This window comes from Desulfamplus magnetovallimortis, assembly GCF_900170035.1.
In the GTDB taxonomy this organism is placed as follows: Bacteria; Desulfobacterota; Desulfobacteria; order Desulfobacterales; family Desulfobacteraceae; genus Desulfamplus; species Desulfamplus magnetovallimortis.
Genome location: NZ_LT828557.1, coordinates 111,051 through 128,468 on the forward strand (window position 1 = coordinate 111,051; position 17,418 = coordinate 128,468).

The window sequence follows — 17,418 nt, forward strand, 5'->3', positions numbered from 1 at the left end:
CAAGCTTCATTTCCCAGTTCACACTTTCTGGAGAGAAAACTCTGATGTGCGGAAATTTCTAACAAAAAAGTGTAAAGTACTTTTGGGTTCAAATGAAGGATGCCAAAAGTTTAAGCTACTTTTTTAGTTGATATTAAAGATGCCACATATTACTCTCAAACCACAAAAAAGGAATTATTTAACTTTTCCCTCTTTCCATGCCTGGAGCAACGCATCATAATCAACTGTTTCACCCTGGGGTTTTTCATTATCAAGCTTTGCCTTTGGAGCGCCGGGCTGATTCAGCCAGTAAGCCTCATCTTTTTCCTCATTAAGCAGAGGGCCTTTGTCTCCCTGTACGCCTGAACGGGCAATTCTTTTAAGGATTCTGTCCTGCTCCTTGGCAAGATTGTCCATAGCTGTTGATACAGTAACTTCACCAGCAACCGCCTCACCAATGTTCTGCCACCAGAGCTGTGCAAGTTTCGGGTAATCAGGAACATTTGTTCCGGTAGGTGTCCAGGCAACCCTTGCAGGGCTTCTGTAAAATTCCACAAGACCACCAAGCTTTGGTGCTCTTTCGGTAAAGGATTCATGACGGATATCGCTGTCACGAATTGGTGTCAGGCCAACATGTGCTTTTTTAAGGGAAACAGTCTTGGCAACGCAGAACTGGGCAAAGAGCCATGCTGCTTTTCTGCGATCAACAGGGGTGCTGTTCATCAATGTCCAGGAACCACAATCCTGATATCCAAGTTTCATCCCCTCTTCCCAGTAAGGACCATGGGGTGACGGAGCCATACGCCATTTAGGTGTGCCATCTTCATTTACTGTCGGGCCGGGTTTTACCATATCTGAAACAAATGCTGTGTACCAGAAAATCTGCTGTGCAACATTACCTTTTGCAAGGAAAGGCAGATACTGATAAAAATCCATTCCAAGTGCACCAGGAGGTGCATATTTACGTAGCCAGTCCATATATTTGGTCAATGAATATTTTGCAGCAGGACCGTTTGCAGCTCCACCACGGCTTACACTTGCACCAACAGGTCTGTTGTTCTCATCAACCCTGATTCCCCACTCATCTACAGGTTTTCCATTGGGAAGTCCCTTGTCTCCGGCACCAGCCATTGAAAGCCATGCATCTGTAAATCTCCATCCAAGATCAGGAGCTTTCTTGCCGTAATCATTATGACCATAGACAGCTTTACCATCAATCTCCTTTACATGCTCTGTAAAGAACTCTGCAATATCCTCATATGCAGACCAGTTGACAGGAACACCAAGCTCATAACCATAAAGCTCTTTGAACTGCTTTTTAAGGTCATCTCTTTTGAACCAGTCATAACGGAACCAGTAAAGATTTGCAAACTGCTGATCAGGAAGCTGATAGAGCTTGCCGTCAGGAGCGGTTGTAAAGGATTTCCCCATAAAATCATCGATATCAAGTGTGGGAAGAGTTACATCCTTTCCTTCGCCAGTCATCCAGTCACTCAGGTTTACCACACTACCATATCTGTAGTGTGTACCTATAAGGTCAGAGTCGTTGATATAGGCATCAAAAACGTTCTGGCCTGACTGCATCTGGATCTGGAGCTTTTCAATAACATCACCTTCCTGAATAAGGTCATGTGTGACCTTGATACCTGTGATCTCTTCAAAAGCCTTTGTCAATACCCTTGATTCATACTCATGGGTTGGAATGGTCTCGGAAACAACCTTGATCTCCATCCCCTTGAATGGTTCCGCTGCTTTGATGAACCACTCCATCTCCTTGAGCTGCTCCTCCTGGGTCAATGTTGATGGTTGAAATTCACTTTCAATCCATTTTTTGGCTTCTTCAACTCCGGCAACAGCAGAGCTTACGCCAAAAACCAATAGAGCCGCACCTGTCAAGCAAAGTTTTGCAGGTACATTACCAAACCAGTTCTTCATAATAAAAGGTCTCCTCCATACGGCCTTGCTGTAAAGGGGTTATCAAAAATAATAGTTCCGGGCAAAAGGCCATTAACACCACAGAACTCCCCCTCACTAATCTTAAAATATAGTATTCCAGATAATTAATCAGAATCGACACCTATGATCTTTTGAGCCTTGTTAATACTGTCTGAATCAGGATGCCCAAGATTAACAAGATAAGGCAGGATTATCTATCCTGAACATCCTTTTCATCCTGGTTATCCTGATTCAGACAAATGCAATAACTGCCGGGAAAGCAATAAGATGTCGATTTTGAGTAATTAAATTAATAATTAAAAAGTCTAACTATCTGTTATCTGGATTAATTCTTTTGACCAAAAAATAAAATAATATTCTGGAAATCTATATTATCCCCACCTCATTACCACAACCATCCAGGCAAGAGAAAATCCAAATGCAATCCATATTGAAAAGGGAGTCAGCCCAAGCCATGCAAGGTGAATGTATGCGCTGCTCAGAAGTCCTATGAAAAGACGATCTCCCCTTGTGGTACTAAGTGGTATGAAACCCCGTCTTTTAATGCAGGGTGAAATCACCTGCCATATTGTCATGGCAATTAGAATACATACAATAGTTGTGAAAAAAATCGCAGTGGGCAGTGTCCATGCCATCCATTCAAGATTCATCATATCCTCCTTTATACTCTGCCCATTGCAAAACCCTTGGCCATGTGATTTCTTACAAACCAGATGACCAGCGCACCCGGAACAATGGTCAAAATGCCTGCTGCAGCAAGAAGCCCCCAGTCAAGACCTGTTGCGCTTACAGTACGTGTCATTGTGGCAGCAATGGGTTTGGCTTCTGTTGTTGTAAGTGTTCTTGCCAGAAGAAGCTCAACCCAGGAGAACATAAAGCAGAAAAAAGCAGTTACTCCCACGCCTGATCGAATCAGGGGCATGAACACCATTGCAAAAAAACCGGGAAAAGAGTAGCCGTCTATATATGCTGTCTCATCAATCTCCTTTGGAATACCGGACATAAAGCCCTCAAGTATCCATACTGCAAGGGGAACATTAAAGAGGCAGTGGGCAAGGGCCACTGCAATGTGAGTATCAATGAGTCCAAATGTTGAGTATAACTGGAAAAAGGGAAGCAGAAAAACCGCAGCCGGTGCCATTCTGTTTGTCAAAAGCCAGAAAAACATCTGGCTGTCACCTATGAATCTGTATCTTGAAAAGGCATATGCAGCAGGAAGAGCAGTTACAAGGGATATCACAGTATTTATACTTACATAAATAATGGAATTAATATACCCTGAATACCATGAAGGATCTGTAAAGATCTTCATGTAGTTGGCAAAGGTGATCTCTTTTGGATAAAGGGAAAATGTGGAGAGAATATCTGCATTGGTACGCAGTGACATGTTAAGCATCCAGTAGATGGGTAGCATAAGCAATATAAAGTAAAATACAAGTGCAAAATTGCGTTTTTTTATTTTCATCAGGCTTCTCCTTTACCAACATTCTGAAGCACCTGGTAAAAGAGCCAGGAGAGCAGCAGAATAATAAGAAAATAGATCAGGGAAAAGGCTGCCGCAGGTCCAAGATCAAACTGCCCCACAGCAATTTTTACAAGATAGATGGATAGAAATGTAGTGGAATTGCCAGGCCCGCCTCCTGTGAGGACAAACGGCTCAGCATAGATGAGAAAACTGTCCATGAATCGTAGCAGAAGTGCAATTGTTAAAACACCTCTCATTTTGGGAAGCTGAATATATTTGAAAACTGCCCAGGAAGATGCTCCGTCAATTTTGGCTGCCTGAAAATAGGCTTCAGGGATGGCTCTCAACCCTGCATATGCAAGAAGTGCCACAAGGGGTGTCCAGTGCCAAACCTCCATGAGCATAAGGGTTATCCATGCCTGCATTGGACTTGACGTGTGGTCAAAGGGAATGCCCATTCCGTTTATTGTTGCACCCAGAAGCCCGATATCAGGGCGGGTGAAAACAATCCATATGGTACCTATTACATTCCATGGAATCAAAAGAGGAAGTGCAATAAGAACAAGGCTCAATGAAGCACTCCACCCTTTTTTGGGCATCATTAGTGCGATGATGATACCAAGTGGAATTTCAATAAGAAGAACAAGACCGGAAAAGAGGAACTGTTTTAAAAGTGCTTCATGGAGACGGGAATCAGAAAGCACCTCCCTGAACCATTCCACTCCCACAAAAACACGTTCACCAGGGCCGAAAATATCCTGTATGGAGTAATTGACAACTGTCATCAAAGGAATTATGGCACTGAAAGCAACAATAATAAAAACAGGCAATACAAGAAACCACGCTTTATTATCTTCCCACTTATTCATTATGCATTACCTCCTGTTTTTGTCATGTTGTAAAAGGCGTTCATTTGCAAATAGCCTTATCCATTCATGGGGAAACTCCAGCCATACATAATCAGAGTTGCACGACTGCCCTTCGGAAAGCCTTGCTCTTAAAGTAAAACCTGCCATCTCGGCTGTGAGAATCTTGAAATTACCCTGATCCTGCAATGCTTTCACCTTTGCTTTGATACGGCTACCATTTTTGCTTGAGGAGATTCTGTTTTCAGAGCTATTGTTGCCGTTGATGCCATTCTCAGAGCTTTTGGTGAAGAGTTTATTGGCATTTAATCCATTATTTGCTGATGCGGTAGGTTCATCATCATATTCATTATCATGGACTTTAAGATAGAGAGGACGAATGCCAAGCTCAAGTTTACCAGATGCCTTTGCCGCAAGCTCTGCAAGGTCATCCCCAATGGAGATGACCACATCATTTACAATGGCCTTGTTACCTTCCACCCTGCATGGAAGAAAGTTCATGCCGGGACTGCCTATAAAATATCCCACAAATCTGTGGGTTGGATTTTCAAAAAGTTCCTGGGGTGTTCCAATCTGAACAATTTCTCCGTCATACATTACAACAACCTTGTCGGCAAAGGTCAGTGCCTCAACTTGATCATGGGTTACGTAAATAAATGTAAGCTTTAGTTGCTCATGTATTGTCTTGAGCTTGCATCGAAGCTGCCATTTTAGATTTGGATCAATGACCGTAAGGGGTTCGTCAAACAGAATAGCTGCAACATCATCTCTTACAAGGCCCCTTCCAAGTGATATTTTCTGTTTGGCATCAGCAGCAAGTCCGGCAGCCTTTTTCCCGAGAAATGGCGTAAGTTCAAGAACTTCAGCTATCTCACGTACTCTCTTGTCAACTGTATTCTGGTCAAATTTTCTATTTCTCAACGGAAATGCCAGATTGTCATATACTGTCATTGTGTCGTATAAAACCGGGAACTGGAAAACCTGTGCAATGTTTCTCTTTTCCGGCGGCATTTCCGTTACATCTTTTCCGTCAAAAAGAATTCTGCCTTTACTTGGCACAAGCAGACCGGAAATAATATTAAGAAGTGTGGTCTTTCCGCATCCAGAAGGACCAAGAAGCGCATATGCTCCGCCATCCTCCCATATATTATCAATAAGTTTCAAGGCATAATCCGAGTCCGAGGATGGATTTTTAATGTAACTGTGTGCAATCTTGTTTAAGTTTATCTCTGCCATAAGTGTTTTCCCATATATTCTGTTCTGCCTGTGTATTATTATTAAGGGATGAATTTGCTAATAACGGCCATGGCAGCACCATCTGCCACAACGAAGTATGAAATTCCTTTAAAAACAAGCTTTTACATAGACTATCTTATAAACGGCTATATGGAGATTGGCCGTGGGGATGTTAAATGGGCAAATGCTTTAAAAGCAATTTCTTTGTACCCTGCCGAAAAAACTTTTCAGGAAGGCGCAACAACAAGTTCATCAGACTCTGAATAGACAAAAAAACAGGCAGGATTAACAAACACATCTATTTCAGAACCCATCTTCCTTGAATGAATTCCCACCTCCTGGATAACGATATTTGTACCGTTGAAGTTGGCATGCAAAAAGGTTTCTGAGCCATTAATTTCAGAAAGTTCCAGTTTTGCGGAAAGCTTTATATCAGCCTCGCTGTTCTTTTGCAGAAAAAAGTGGTTGCAACGAACTCCGAATTTGTAATTTCCATTGCTCAAACCACTTATATGCCCTGACAGAGTCAGATCAATATCCTGTCCAAGGTGCGCTGTGCCCTCTATAACATTGCAACCTATATAATTAATTGGCGGGTCACTGAAAACCTCAGCAACACGGGTTGTGGCAGGGTGATGATAAACATGGGGAGTTTCCCCGGTCTGAAGAATCCTTCCCTCATCCATTACAACAATATTACCTCCAAGCATAAGAGCCTCGGCAGGTTCTGTGGTGGTATAAACCACAATGGCATCCCGCTTTTTAAATATTTCCTGCAACTCTATCTGAAGCTCTTCCCGCAGTTTGTAATCAAGATTTACAAGTGGCTCATCAAGAAGCAGCAACTCGGCATCCTTAACAATTGCCCTTGCAATTGCTGTCCTTTGTTGCTGTCCGCCTGAAAGCTCAGAAGGCAGACGATCAAGCATCTCCTCAAGATGAAGCATCTGTGCAGCTTCCCTGACCCTGCGGTCAATCTCTTTTTTATCCATTTTGTTCACCTTAAGAGGTGAGGCTATGTTGTCATACACTGTAAAGGATGGATAATTAATAAATTGCTGATAAACCATTGCAATGCTTCGCTTGCGAACAGAAAGGCCGGTGATATCCCTGCCGTCGAGAAGCAGTTGACCGCTTGTGGGACGATCAAGACCTGCCATGATCCTGAGCAGGGATGTCTTGCCAGAGAGAGTACGCCCCAGCAACACATTGCGTGAGCCAGATTCAAAGCTCAGGTTAATATCGGCAAGGTGCATTTCGCCATCTACTCTCTTGTGAATGTTTTTTAGGGATAATCCCATTTATTCTCTCCCCTTTCTACAGTAAACGGTCATGGCCGGCATTCAGCCACCCCCGAATATGAAAATTTGTATCTATTTCCACGGTAAACGGTCATGGCTGACATCCAGTCACCCCCGAATATGGAAAATTGTATCCATTTCCACGGTAAACGGGCATGGCTGCCATCCAGCCACCCCCGAATATAGAAAATTGTATCCATTTCCACGGTAAAAAACAGAATTTTCGGTTGGTTCTAACTTCGGCCACTATAGAGAGACAATCCCCCCGTGCATGCACATTACGAAGGCAAACACAGGGAATTTATCCTACAAAAAATGGCCGAAAAGAGAGTCAAGCCCAGAATTTTATTGATTTTTAATTGTTTTTTTTGACTAATGTCGCACCCCGTGGGTTTTCAGGTCTATACTGCCCATAACATTATGATTTTACAGAATATTGACTAAAGTGTTAACGAAAAATACCCACAGAGAATTATTTTTTTAACTCACGATTATGGACTCTTCGCAGATGATCGAAATGTCTATTTAGTGATGAAAAACGAACATCAGCCAAACACAAATGAACACAATTGAATTAAAAAACAATAAAAATTAATTAGAAACGAACATTTATTTATTGTAAGTGAACAGGATTTAATTGATTAATATAATTTTGAGCATATTGTCAAGATTTAAAAAGAGATTTTTTCAGTATAACTGCAATGCCCTGATAAGCGCATGCAACATTTAGGAATGAGAACGAAATAACTTGAGTGTACCCTTTTTGAACTATTCTCCCCCTCTCCAGTCATGGAGAGGGGGTTGGGGGGTGATGTTGTTGGGCAAGTTATTTCAGACTTATTCTTTAAAAATAGGGGCGAGAAAATTATATCCAGTCAAGAGTTCTATCAACGGCTTTTTTCCATCCTGCATATTTCTCTTTTCTGACAGAATCATACATATCCGGCGTCCAGGTGGAGTGAATGCTCCAGTTGGCCTTGAGATCTTCAGTGCCTTTCCAGAACCCCACAGCAAGTCCTGCGGCATAGGCAGCACCCAATGCTGTTGTTTCAGCCACCTGAGGCCTTATCACAGGTACATTGAGAATATCTGACTGAAACTGCATCAAAAGGTTATTGTGAACCATTCCACCATCAACTTTAAGTTTTGTAAGATCAACTCCTGAGTCAAGATTCATTGCACCAACAATATCCTTTGTCTGATAGGCTGTGGATTCAAGTACTGCCCTTGCAATATGGTTTCTGTTGGCATAAGCTGTAAGACCTACAATCACTCCCCTTGCATCAGATCGCCAATAGGGGGCAAAAAGGCCGGAAAAAGCAGGAACGCAATATACTCCGCCATTATCAGGCACAGAAGAGGCAAGCTCTTCAATCTCGGGAGCACTTTTGATCAACTGAAGATTATCCCGCACCCACTGTACAAGGGCACCTGCATAGGAGATTGACCCCTCAAGAGCATAAACAGGTTTTTCGCCTGCTATCTGATACCCAAGGGTTGTAAGAAGGCCATGGGTTGACTGCACAGCTTCGGTTCCGGTATTAAGCAGCAGAAAACAGCCTGTGCCATATGTATTTTTTGCTTCTCCAGGTTTAAAACATGTCTGGCCGAACAGAGCAGCCTGCTGATCTCCAAGATTTCCACATACAGGCAGCTCTGCACCAAGCGGCCCATCTTTTCTTGTGTTTCCCCATGTCATGCTGTCAGATGATGGGGTAATTTTGGGCAATCCTGATGCCGGAACTCCAAGAATCTCCAAAATTTCACTGTCCCATGAAAGTGTATTGATATCCATGAGCATAGTACGGCTTGCATTGGTGACATCAGTTGCATGAGATCCACCATCAACACCACCTGTAAGATTCCAGATAATCCATGTATCCATGGTTCCAAACATGGCATCGCCTTTGAGGGCAGCATCCCTTGCAGCCGGCACATTTTCAAGAATCCATTTTATTTTAGGCCCTGAAAAGTATGTTGCCACAGGAAGCCCTGTCTTTGCCCTGAATCTATCCTGTCCTCCATCCTTTACAAGCTCCTGACAAATCCTGTCTGTTCTTGTGCACTGCCAGACAATTGCATTGTGAAATGGCTTTCCTGTATGCCTGTCCCATACAACAACGGTTTCCCTCTGGTTTGTAATGCCAATTGCTGCGAGTTCGGAGCCTTTTATTCCTGTTTTTTCAAGAGCGCCCTTTATTACTGAAGCAGTGTTGTTCCATATTTCTATTGGGTCATGTTCAACCCAGCCGGGCTTTTCAAATATCTGGCGATGCTCTTTTTGATCAACACCGACAATATTGCCTGCATGATCAAAAATAATAAAACGGCTGCTTGTGGTTCCCTGGTCAACTGCACCTACATATTTTGTCATAAAAGCTCTTCTCCTTTTTTTACTTTACTCGTAACTTATAAGTCCTTTCAGTAGCCACCACGCATAGTATTTCTCAAAAAATTAAAGCACAACATCAAGTGGGCGGTTTGAGAAATTACGACTCATGGGTACTTTATATTTTCCCTGATTGCCCTGCATATCCTCTGGCAGCTCATTTCAGTTATCTCTTTTTCAGGCCCTTCAACCATGACACGCAAGAGAGGTTGTGTGCCTGAATACCTGACAAGAACCCTTCCATCATCTCCAAGCTCATTTTCTACAGCACCAATTTCGTCTGCTATCTTTTTGATCGCCATGAAATCAGGACGGGATGCGTCCACTGTAACATTCATAAGTATCTGTGGATAAACCTTCATGATTGAAGCAAGTTCTGACAGAGCTTTTCCTGTCTCCATCATAACTTCAATTAGACGAAGTGAACTCAAAAGCCCGTCACCTGTTGTGTGATACTGTGAAAAAATCATATGACCGGAATCTTCTCCACCCATGACTGCACCTGATGCTCTCATCTCCTTCAGAACCTCTCTATCTCCCACATCAGTTACAAGATGTTCTATGCCAATTGAGTTCATTGCTCTTATGAAACCTATGTTGCTCATGACTGTACTAACAACTTTATTGTTTACAAGTCTCCCTTTTGTTTTTGCATGGGCTGCACATATGGCAAGAAGGGTATCTCCAGTTACGGTTTTTCCTGTCTCATCAACGGCAATAAGCCTGTCCGCATCTCCGTCAAGGGCAATTCCAAGATCTGCACCGAGTTTAAGAACTGCCTCTGCAAGGCTCTCTGTATGCTGTGAACCGCAATTGTGATTGATATTTTTTCCATCAGGATCTTTATGGATAAAGTGGGCTTCAAAAAAAGGTTTTGTGAAAAGCAGAGGGGCAACTGTTGTAGCTGCTCCGTTGGAACAGTCCACAACTATCCTTATTCTTTTGCCGTAAAAACAGCCCTCATGATTTTCATGATCAGGGTGGGTAGTTGAATTCAACCATGAAGATTCAGCGTTGCAATTTTTCTTGTTATCCCCTTGCAACAGAGGCTTGAATGTCTTTTTCAGAAACTGACAATAACGCAGGGGTGCATCGGAAAGGTATTTTATCCGACCTGTGTGGCTTGTATTTTTTACATCTTCAGAATCGCCCTGCTGAAGGCTCAACTGTGCAATTCTTGATTCAATATAAAACTCTTCGTCGTCGGAAAGTTTGTACCCGCCTTTTTTAAAAATCTTTATCCCGTTATCCTGCCAGGGATTATGAGAAGCAGATATGACAATGCCCGCCCCTGCACCTTCAATAATGCCTGCCCCTGCGTCTTCAATAATGCCTGCCTCTGAATCTTCAATAATGCCTGCCTCTGAATCTTCAATAATGCCTGCCTCTGAATCCTCAATATCAGATATAAGAAAAGCCACACCAGGGGTGGGAATGACTCCACTTACCAAAACATCCACCCCCACCGAAGCAATGCCGGCTGCAAGTGCTGATTCCAGCATATCCCCTGATATCCTTGTATCCTTTCCAATGACAATTATCCCGTCACCATTCTTTTTTACAAATTGGGCAACTGCCATACCAATCTTCATTGCCATACAAGATGTCATGGGATAATGGTTTGCAAGTCCCCTTATCCCGTCTGTTCCAAATAGTTTTTTCATTTTTTTATTAGAAAGTCTCCATAACATGCTGATATACAACGACTTTAATGTTTAGTTGTGATGCGTCAGCAAACATGGGAGTTTATTAGAAATTATCCATAACATGCTGATATATAACGACTTTAATGTTTAGTTGTGATGCGTCAGCAAACATGGGGGTTTATAAGAAAATCTCTGTATTTAAAACTTCATCAAGTCTGATATCTGCCTGATAATTGTATTTTCCATTGATTCAAGCCAGTTGCTTCCAGCCAGTGATGCTGATGGTTCCAGATTCTTTATAACCTTGACATAGCTTGATCCATATAACCTGATATTTTTTTCAACATAAGGAATAAATCTGGAAAAAAGCTTATCACTATCTTCGTTAAACAGGATTGCGGAATCATTCAAAGGGATACTTGCATCATTAAAGTGGGTTATTGGATCAAAAGGAATCGTTGGATCTTTTTTGTTAATAAAAAGTTCATGAACAGACTGCCATTGTTCAATAATAGGCTCAAGTGCTTTTCCGGATTGAAGATGTCGCGATTTTTTAAGGCGATCAACAAAATCTCCAAGGCGTTTAATCCGTTCGTCAATGGCAATTTCAAGGGTATCTTTCATACCCTTGAACAGATATTTTTCATGAAGCGAGGATACAAAAAGGGCTCTTACATTGCGATACCAATACAGCAGGGAAATCAGGGCAGCAATATAACGGCAGTTGTTCATGAATATTCTCTTAATATCAGTATAGATACCAGTAGTACGTCGAATTGAACCCTCCTTCATGGCACCTCCAAAAAGAAGTCTTCCCTCTTCAGCCACATCCTTTCGCCATATGGTACCGGCTGCGGTTACTGTACCAAAAGGGAGACGGCACGGCCCCACAACACCTCCCTGACCACCAAGAAAAACAGGTTTGCAATTGAGCATGACCCCCTGATAAACATTACCAAAAATTGAAGGTGTTGCCTTGTCCTGATTGGGAGTATAATTAAAATGGATAAAAGAGCTGCCAACTTCACTGTGATCCTTGCGGCTTGTGCCCCCTGCCATAAGGCAGTCACAAAAATTGATAAGGCTACCCAGAGTCACAAAAGGAAAAAGTATTGTCTGCTTCAGCCCAACTGTATGGGCAGCACAAGCCTCCTCCTCCAGAATGGTTCCCCCCCTGACATGGGCACCAGAACCAAATGTATTGCTGCCTGCAAATAGACACTTCTGAAAAAAGCCGCCACCAAGGCGGGTTCCAGGCCCCACAAACACATCATCAAGTGTTACAGGTGCCTCAAAACCGATAGAAGCACCCTCCATGATCAAAGTCTTTTTTCCTGTAATCCTTGTTCCAGGATAAAAAGAGACTCCTTCACCGGAAATCCTGGAAAGATCAATTTCATCTCCTATGAATACAGATTGTGGCAGGGGCATATTAACCCCTTTTTCAAGAAGCACCTTTATTTTTTCATCTAAAGCCATTTACGATCGTCCCTGTGTTCAAGAAACAAGCTGTTATGGAGATTGTCACATAAACCTGTAAACAATGCCTCCCCAGGTGAACCCTGCACCAAATCCTACAAAAAGGACAGTATCACCGCTCTTTCCCACAAGATTTTGCTCAAGGGCTTCATCAAGGGCAATGGGAATGCTTGCCGCTGTTGTATTTCCGTATTTCTGGATGTTATTGAAAATCCTGCTTTCATCCAGTTTCATGAACTGCTGATAGGCCTGATTGATCCTCAGATTTGCCTGATGGGGAAATATCAAATCCACATCATCAAGCTCCATTTCAGCTTTTTCAAGAACTTCCTTTGTAACCTGGGGCAATTTTCTCACTGCTGTTTTAAATACAGAAGAGCCGTTCATCACAGGATAATAACGGGCAACATCATCCCCCTCAAGATCAAGGGGAATTCTGTCTGGAAGTCTTGAGGCCGGAAGCTCCACCATAAGACCTGCGGCACCCTTGCCATCGGCATGCAGTGCTGAAGCAAGTACCCCCACCATCCTGTCTGTCTCCACTGCCTCAACACAGACAGCACCTGCACCATCGCCGAAAAGAACAGCCACATCCCTGCCGCGTGTGGTTTTATCAAGGCCAGTGCTGTGAACTTCCGCCCCTACAATGAGGATTTTTTCCGCAAGTCCGCTTCTTATGTAGGCATCGGCAGTGGTAAGGCTATACAAAAAGCCTGTGCACTGCTGGCGTATATCCAGAGCTGGCGTTGATGTCAGGCCAAGTTTGGTCTGAAGAAGGCATCCTGAACCTGGGAAAAAGATATCGGGACTCAATGTGGCAAAAATAATCAGGTCAATATCTTCAGGCTTCCATCCTGCTTTTTCCAATGCTTTATGGGATGCCTCAAGTCCCAGATCCGATGCCCCCATTGTCTCGCCTTCAGGTATCCAGTAGCGCTGCTTGATACCGGTTCTCTGTTGAATCCATTCATCGGATGTATCCATAATTTTTGTAAGATCTTCATTGGTGACAAGACGGGATGGGATAGCGCGTCCTGTTCCTTTTATTACAGCTCTTTTCATTCAATTTCCTCTGTAAGTGAATATTTATGTTAGTTCATATTGGTTTTTGTTTAAACATCACGTTTTTGAAAAACAAAGCCTTATAGCCGAATTTCGGCCACCCCCGATTGTGAAAATGATGAGGGGTATTGCCACGGTAAATAATATTGCTGTTTCAAAAACAGACGACATTTTCAGTTAGGGCGTTGGAAAAATTCGATTTAGATATCTCTTATTTTTCCAAAGCCTCTTTGAGTGCCTTTCCTATTTTATCAATGGTGTATGGTTTTTTGACATAATGGGTGGCACCAAGACGCTGCAATTGTTTTACCCGATTGTTTTCAGCATATCCAGAGACAATAACAGCCTTTTGTCCTGGATGAATTTCCAGTATTTTTTTATAGGTATCAAGACCATCCATGCCAGGCTCCATTACCATATCCAATATCAAAATATCAACTGAAGCTGACTTAAGATAGGTGATGGCCTCCTCTCCGCTGGAAGCTGACACTGCCCTGTATCCCAGCTTTTTTAAAATAACGGTGGCAATTTCAATCTGCTCGGCAACATCATCAATTATCATTACAGTTTCGTTATTTCCCATATGACTTGCGAGCACCGGAATTTCAGTCTCCTGGGGCAATATCTCCCTTGTTGCCGGAAAAAAAGTTCAAAGGTTGTTCCTTGATTCATTTTGCTCTTGATATTTATATAACCATTATGATCCTGCATGGTACCCCAGACAACAGCCATGCCCAAACCTGTGCCACTTCTACCCATTGTTTTTTTGGTATAAAAAGGCTCAAATATCCTCTCCTGATCCTTTTCAGAAATACCAACTCCAAAATCCCTCACTTCCAGTACCACATAATCTCCCTCGTCAACATGCTCATAGCCACGAATCGGCATATCCACATAACGATTATACGTTGATATCCTTATGGTTCCACCATCAGGCTGTGCCTCAGCCGCATTGGAAACCAGATTCATGATGCTTTTCTTTAAATGAAGAGGAGAACCCTTTATGTTCAGCAAGTCATTTTGAAAATTTGTCTCTATCACAATGTTGTTGTGATACATTTGAATTTTATTGTGTTCAGGTGACATGATATATTCTTTTAATACTCTATTCAGATTCAGCAGTTCATCAATGACAACCCCCCTTCGTGCAAGGGTCAAAAGATCCTGTACAATGGCAGCAGCTTTAATACCTGAATCCTTAATGGTAAGTACCGGCTTGTACATGGGATCACTTTCCTCAAGATCCAGCAACAGCAGATCAGGATAACTTACAACACCTGAAAGTACATTATTAAGGTCATGGGCTACCCCGCCTGCAAGCAGCCCTAAAGCTTCCATTTTTTTTGAACGGGCCAGACGCTGTTCAAGCTCTTCTTTTTTCCGATAGGCCATTTGCCGCTCCTCTATCTCCTCCTGGAGCTTTTTATTACTTTTGCTCAGCTCAATGGTTCGCTCCTGAACCATATTCTCCAGGTTCAGGTTCAACTGCTCCAGTTTCCGGTTGCTCTTTTTAAGTTCCAGGGCATAGGCATCTTTGGTGGCAATGGCACTGGTAAGGTCTGCGTGCTGTCTGTGAAGTCGTTGGGACATTTCGTTAAAGGCCACTGCCATCTGGCCAATTTCATCCTGTGAAGAGATAGTGACCTGTGTCCCAAAATCACCCTCCTGCAGAGCGCTCATGGCATTACGAAGCTTTGAAGCAGGAAGAATAACAGAACGGGTCAAAAAGAAGTTTAGCAAAATAATAATACAAAGCAACGCAAGACACAGCACCGCAAAAAAGAGAAAAATCATGCGGGATTCCTGCTGGAAAGTTTTTAAATCATATAGAATCCGTATGTACCCCACATTTATGCCAATCACCTCAATGGATGAAAAAAATTCAGCATAATTTTTCTGGTTGTATTGCTTTTTACTGAAACGAGTGAAGTTTGAAGAAGTATCAATATTATCAATAGACTTAATAGCGTCAGGAATGGTAAAATTTTCAGATAGAGCAGATGCCTTCATCTTTCCTTCATGATCATAAACAAAAAGAGTTTCAATATTTTCAAGTCGTTGAATTTCTTCCAGTGATATCTCCAGCGCCTCCTTTTGATCAGCATATATTTCATTGGCAAGCTCATCCTTTTTTTGATCAAAAACCGCATGCAACAGAAGATGGATATTTCGCAGCCGTGCCTGGCGGCGTTCCAGTTCAAATGGATACATTGCCGCTGCAATGCTCAGAGAGATAAGAATACAGGTCACCATAATGGCAGCGCTGATCTTCAGCCTGAGGCTTTTAAGTTTCAATGAGTCCCTCCGTTAAACCCTTAAAAAACACTTTTACACTTTTTTTATGAAGAACCCCGATAAATGGGCATGCCGTCCGGGCAAATATAAAACTGGCAATAAAAGATGCCAAAAAATTGTATTGCTTTCTATGGCATCAGTGTTCTAAAAAAAACAGGTGTATCACTGTCGTATTTTAAAATAACCATCTCCTTTCCCACAGGGTCACCATTCAGATCCAGATTTACAGTGCCGCTTGCCCCCTGAAATTCCCTTGTGGCTGCAAGTGCATCTCTTATATCTGCCCTTTCAAGGCTTTTGGCACGTTTAACAGCATCTTTAAGCAGCATAAAGGCATCATACCAGGGTACCGCACTGAAATTTATTTTACTTTCTATTTCACCCTGATCATATTTTTGATGATATTTTGCCTGCATATGCCGACTTGCAGGATTGTCCATCCTGGGGTGCCATACAGATGTACAAAAACTGCCGTCAAGAGCATCCCCTGCATAAACCCGGATATCATCCCAGGCATCCCCACCGATAAAGACAGTTTTTATCCCCTGCATGTGCGCCTGTTTTATCAGAAAACCGCTGTCTCTGGAATACCCGGGAATAAATACAACATCAGGTGCTGCCACCTTGATACCGGATACAATCTCCTTGAAATCCACGGCATCTCCTTTATAACCGCTTTCAAAAAGAATTTTTCCACCCAGCTCTCTGAAATGGCCGGCAAAATACTTTGCCAATGTCAGGCAATAGGCTTCGTTGAGATTTTTGAGAACCGCTGCACTTTGGGCACCAAGAGTTGTTCTGGCAAATCTTGCCAGCATCTCCCCCTGAAAAATATCATTGAAGTTTATTCTGAAAATATAATCTCCGACAAGGGTGATATCAGGATTTGTTGAAAGAGAAATCATTGGAATAGCTGCCTTTTGAAGCACAGGGGCCATGGCAAGGGAGTGGGAACTCCAGTGGGCGCCGATAACTGCAACAGCATTGCCAAGTACGGCGTCCCTTGCAGCCTGTATTGAACCAATGGGTGTACTTTTATTATCAAGCATCATAAGTCTTAGAGGATGACCAAGAAGTCCGCCATTGGAGTTTATTTCATCAACAGCCAGCTCTATAAGAGGAATCAGTGGCTTATTGTGGGGGGATGCTATACCGGTAATCGAAAGAATTGCGGCAACATTGACAGGTTCTGGTGAGGAGTTTGCGATCACATTTTCTGGAAAAAACTTTGGAAAGATTTGTAATATAAGGAAGCAGCAGAGAAATAACTTCATGCATCTGTTCATAACAATATGCCTTTTTGCAGTTAGGAGTCATATCCATTGTCCATGGCAATTTGTCTTTAAATATCCCATTTAGATATTGTTATCAACAGATTTGAATAATGTCAAAAAAAAGGTGAAACCTGGCCAACAGATGGGTGTTGACTTAATTTACCACCACCCAGGTTTGGCCACCAGAATTATGTTGACGCCGATTTTATCAGAGTACTTTTTGATGTGGGAATTGAGTTGATCCGTGAAGATTCTCATCACTCCGTTGGTCTTTTTTGAGAATCCCATTGATTTCAGGAACTGGACAACAACACCGAGGGAGAAGAAAGGTCGGATGTAACCCCGGACAAGGACTCGATCAAAAGAAGAGTAACCGAACTTGATGTTTTGTGCGAATTGGTTTACGAAAGAATTCTTCATGGGAGTGTTCCTTTCTCAAAGGGTTATTGATACATCCATTGATACCGGAA

Annotated in this window: 14 protein-coding genes; all 14 read right to left on the bottom strand. The window is 42.6% G+C overall.

What is annotated here, in order from left to right:
- Positions 1 to 174: 174 nt before the first annotated feature.
- Positions 175 to 1,914, bottom strand: coding sequence for an ABC transporter substrate-binding protein (locus tag MTBBW1_RS22445; RefSeq protein WP_080807510.1), 1,740 nt, complete (start codon positions 1,912 to 1,914; stop codon positions 175 to 177).
- 392 nt (positions 1,915 to 2,306) lie between these two features.
- Entirely contained in the window at positions 2,307 to 2,588 is a 282-nt protein-coding gene (locus MTBBW1_RS22450; RefSeq protein ID WP_245809521.1) for a DUF2160 domain-containing protein, read from the bottom strand.
- 8 nt (positions 2,589 to 2,596) lie between these two features.
- A complete protein-coding gene (locus MTBBW1_RS22455; RefSeq protein ID WP_080807516.1) occupies positions 2,597 to 3,400 on the bottom strand; it encodes a carbohydrate ABC transporter permease in 804 nt (267 codons plus the stop codon).
- Positions 3,400 to 4,269 carry a carbohydrate ABC transporter permease gene (locus MTBBW1_RS22460; RefSeq protein WP_080807519.1) on the bottom strand — a complete coding sequence of 290 codons (870 nt, stop codon included), beginning with the start codon at positions 4,267 to 4,269 and terminating at the stop codon, positions 3,400 to 3,402. Before MTBBW1_RS22460 ends, MTBBW1_RS22455 begins: the two co-directional genes overlap by 1 nt.
- A 6-nt stretch (positions 4,270 to 4,275) precedes the next feature.
- Positions 4,276 to 5,502, bottom strand: coding sequence for an ABC transporter ATP-binding protein (locus tag MTBBW1_RS22465; protein ID WP_080807522.1), 1,227 nt, complete (start codon positions 5,500 to 5,502; stop codon positions 4,276 to 4,278).
- A 227-nt stretch (positions 5,503 to 5,729) separates the two neighbouring features.
- Positions 5,730 to 6,803 carry an ABC transporter ATP-binding protein gene (locus MTBBW1_RS22475; RefSeq protein ID WP_080807527.1) on the bottom strand — a complete coding sequence of 358 codons (1,074 nt, stop codon included), beginning with the start codon at positions 6,801 to 6,803 and terminating at the stop codon, positions 5,730 to 5,732.
- An 865-nt stretch (positions 6,804 to 7,668) separates the two neighbouring features.
- Positions 7,669 to 9,177, bottom strand: a complete 1,509-nt coding sequence (gene glpK / locus MTBBW1_RS22480; RefSeq protein ID WP_080807530.1) for a glycerol kinase GlpK — start codon at positions 9,175 to 9,177, stop codon at positions 7,669 to 7,671.
- A 122-nt stretch (positions 9,178 to 9,299) separates the two neighbouring features.
- On the bottom strand, positions 9,300 to 10,856 hold the full coding sequence (locus MTBBW1_RS22485; protein ID WP_080807532.1) for a phosphoglucosamine mutase: 1,557 nt from the start codon (positions 10,854 to 10,856) through the stop codon (positions 9,300 to 9,302).
- A 180-nt stretch (positions 10,857 to 11,036) separates the two neighbouring features.
- Positions 11,037 to 12,317, bottom strand: a complete 1,281-nt coding sequence (locus tag MTBBW1_RS22490; RefSeq protein ID WP_080807536.1) for a protein GlmU — start codon at positions 12,315 to 12,317, stop codon at positions 11,037 to 11,039.
- A 45-nt stretch (positions 12,318 to 12,362) separates the two neighbouring features.
- Positions 12,363 to 13,379: a 3-oxoacyl-ACP synthase III family protein gene (locus tag MTBBW1_RS22495; RefSeq protein ID WP_080807540.1), complete on the bottom strand. Its 1,017-nt coding sequence runs from the start codon at positions 13,377 to 13,379 to the stop codon at positions 12,363 to 12,365.
- Between the two features lie 211 nt (positions 13,380 to 13,590).
- Positions 13,591 to 13,962 carry a response regulator gene (locus MTBBW1_RS22500; protein WP_080807543.1) on the bottom strand — a complete coding sequence of 124 codons (372 nt, stop codon included), beginning with the start codon at positions 13,960 to 13,962 and terminating at the stop codon, positions 13,591 to 13,593.
- On the bottom strand, positions 13,941 to 15,674 hold the full coding sequence (locus MTBBW1_RS22505; protein ID WP_080807547.1) for an ATP-binding protein: 1,734 nt from the start codon (positions 15,672 to 15,674) through the stop codon (positions 13,941 to 13,943). The genes MTBBW1_RS22500 and MTBBW1_RS22505 overlap by 22 nt, the downstream gene beginning before the upstream one ends.
- A 128-nt stretch (positions 15,675 to 15,802) precedes the next feature.
- The gene (locus tag MTBBW1_RS22510) at positions 15,803 to 16,885 is read right to left on the bottom strand and encodes an ABC transporter substrate-binding protein (RefSeq protein WP_186441644.1); all 1,083 of its coding nucleotides are present in this window, start codon (positions 16,883 to 16,885) and stop codon (positions 15,803 to 15,805) included.
- Between the two features lie 222 nt (positions 16,886 to 17,107).
- Positions 17,108 to 17,368, bottom strand: coding sequence for a hypothetical protein (locus tag MTBBW1_RS22515; RefSeq protein ID WP_080807552.1), 261 nt, complete (start codon positions 17,366 to 17,368; stop codon positions 17,108 to 17,110).
- Positions 17,369 to 17,418: the final 50 nt, after the last annotated feature.

Coding starts and splice junctions, on each gene's coding strand:
- MTBBW1_RS22445 (WP_080807510.1), bottom strand. CDS start 1,914: ATGAAGAACTGGTTTGGTAATGTACCTGCAAAACTTTGCTTGACAGGT.
- MTBBW1_RS22455 (WP_080807516.1), bottom strand. CDS start 3,400: ATGAAAATAAAAAAACGCAATTTTGCACTTGTATTTTACTTTATATTG.
- MTBBW1_RS22475 (WP_080807527.1), bottom strand. CDS start 6,803: ATGGGATTATCCCTAAAAAACATTCACAAGAGAGTAGATGGCGAAATG.
- MTBBW1_RS22450 (WP_245809521.1), bottom strand. CDS start 2,588: ATGATGAATCTTGAATGGATGGCATGGACACTGCCCACTGCGATTTTT.
- MTBBW1_RS22515 (WP_080807552.1), bottom strand. CDS start 17,368: ATGAAGAATTCTTTCGTAAACCAATTCGCACAAAACATCAAGTTCGGT.
- MTBBW1_RS22495 (WP_080807540.1), bottom strand. CDS start 13,379: ATGAAAAGAGCTGTAATAAAAGGAACAGGACGCGCTATCCCATCCCGT.
- glpK (WP_080807530.1), bottom strand. CDS start 9,177: ATGACAAAATATGTAGGTGCAGTTGACCAGGGAACCACAAGCAGCCGT.
- MTBBW1_RS22465 (WP_080807522.1), bottom strand. CDS start 5,502: ATGGCAGAGATAAACTTAAACAAGATTGCACACAGTTACATTAAAAAT.
- MTBBW1_RS22490 (WP_080807536.1), bottom strand. CDS start 12,317: ATGGCTTTAGATGAAAAAATAAAGGTGCTTCTTGAAAAAGGGGTTAAT.
- MTBBW1_RS22500 (WP_080807543.1), bottom strand. CDS start 13,962: ATGGGAAATAACGAAACTGTAATGATAATTGATGATGTTGCCGAGCAG.
- MTBBW1_RS22485 (WP_080807532.1), bottom strand. CDS start 10,856: ATGAAAAAACTATTTGGAACAGACGGGATAAGGGGACTTGCAAACCAT.
- MTBBW1_RS22460 (WP_080807519.1), bottom strand. CDS start 4,269: ATGAATAAGTGGGAAGATAATAAAGCGTGGTTTCTTGTATTGCCTGTT.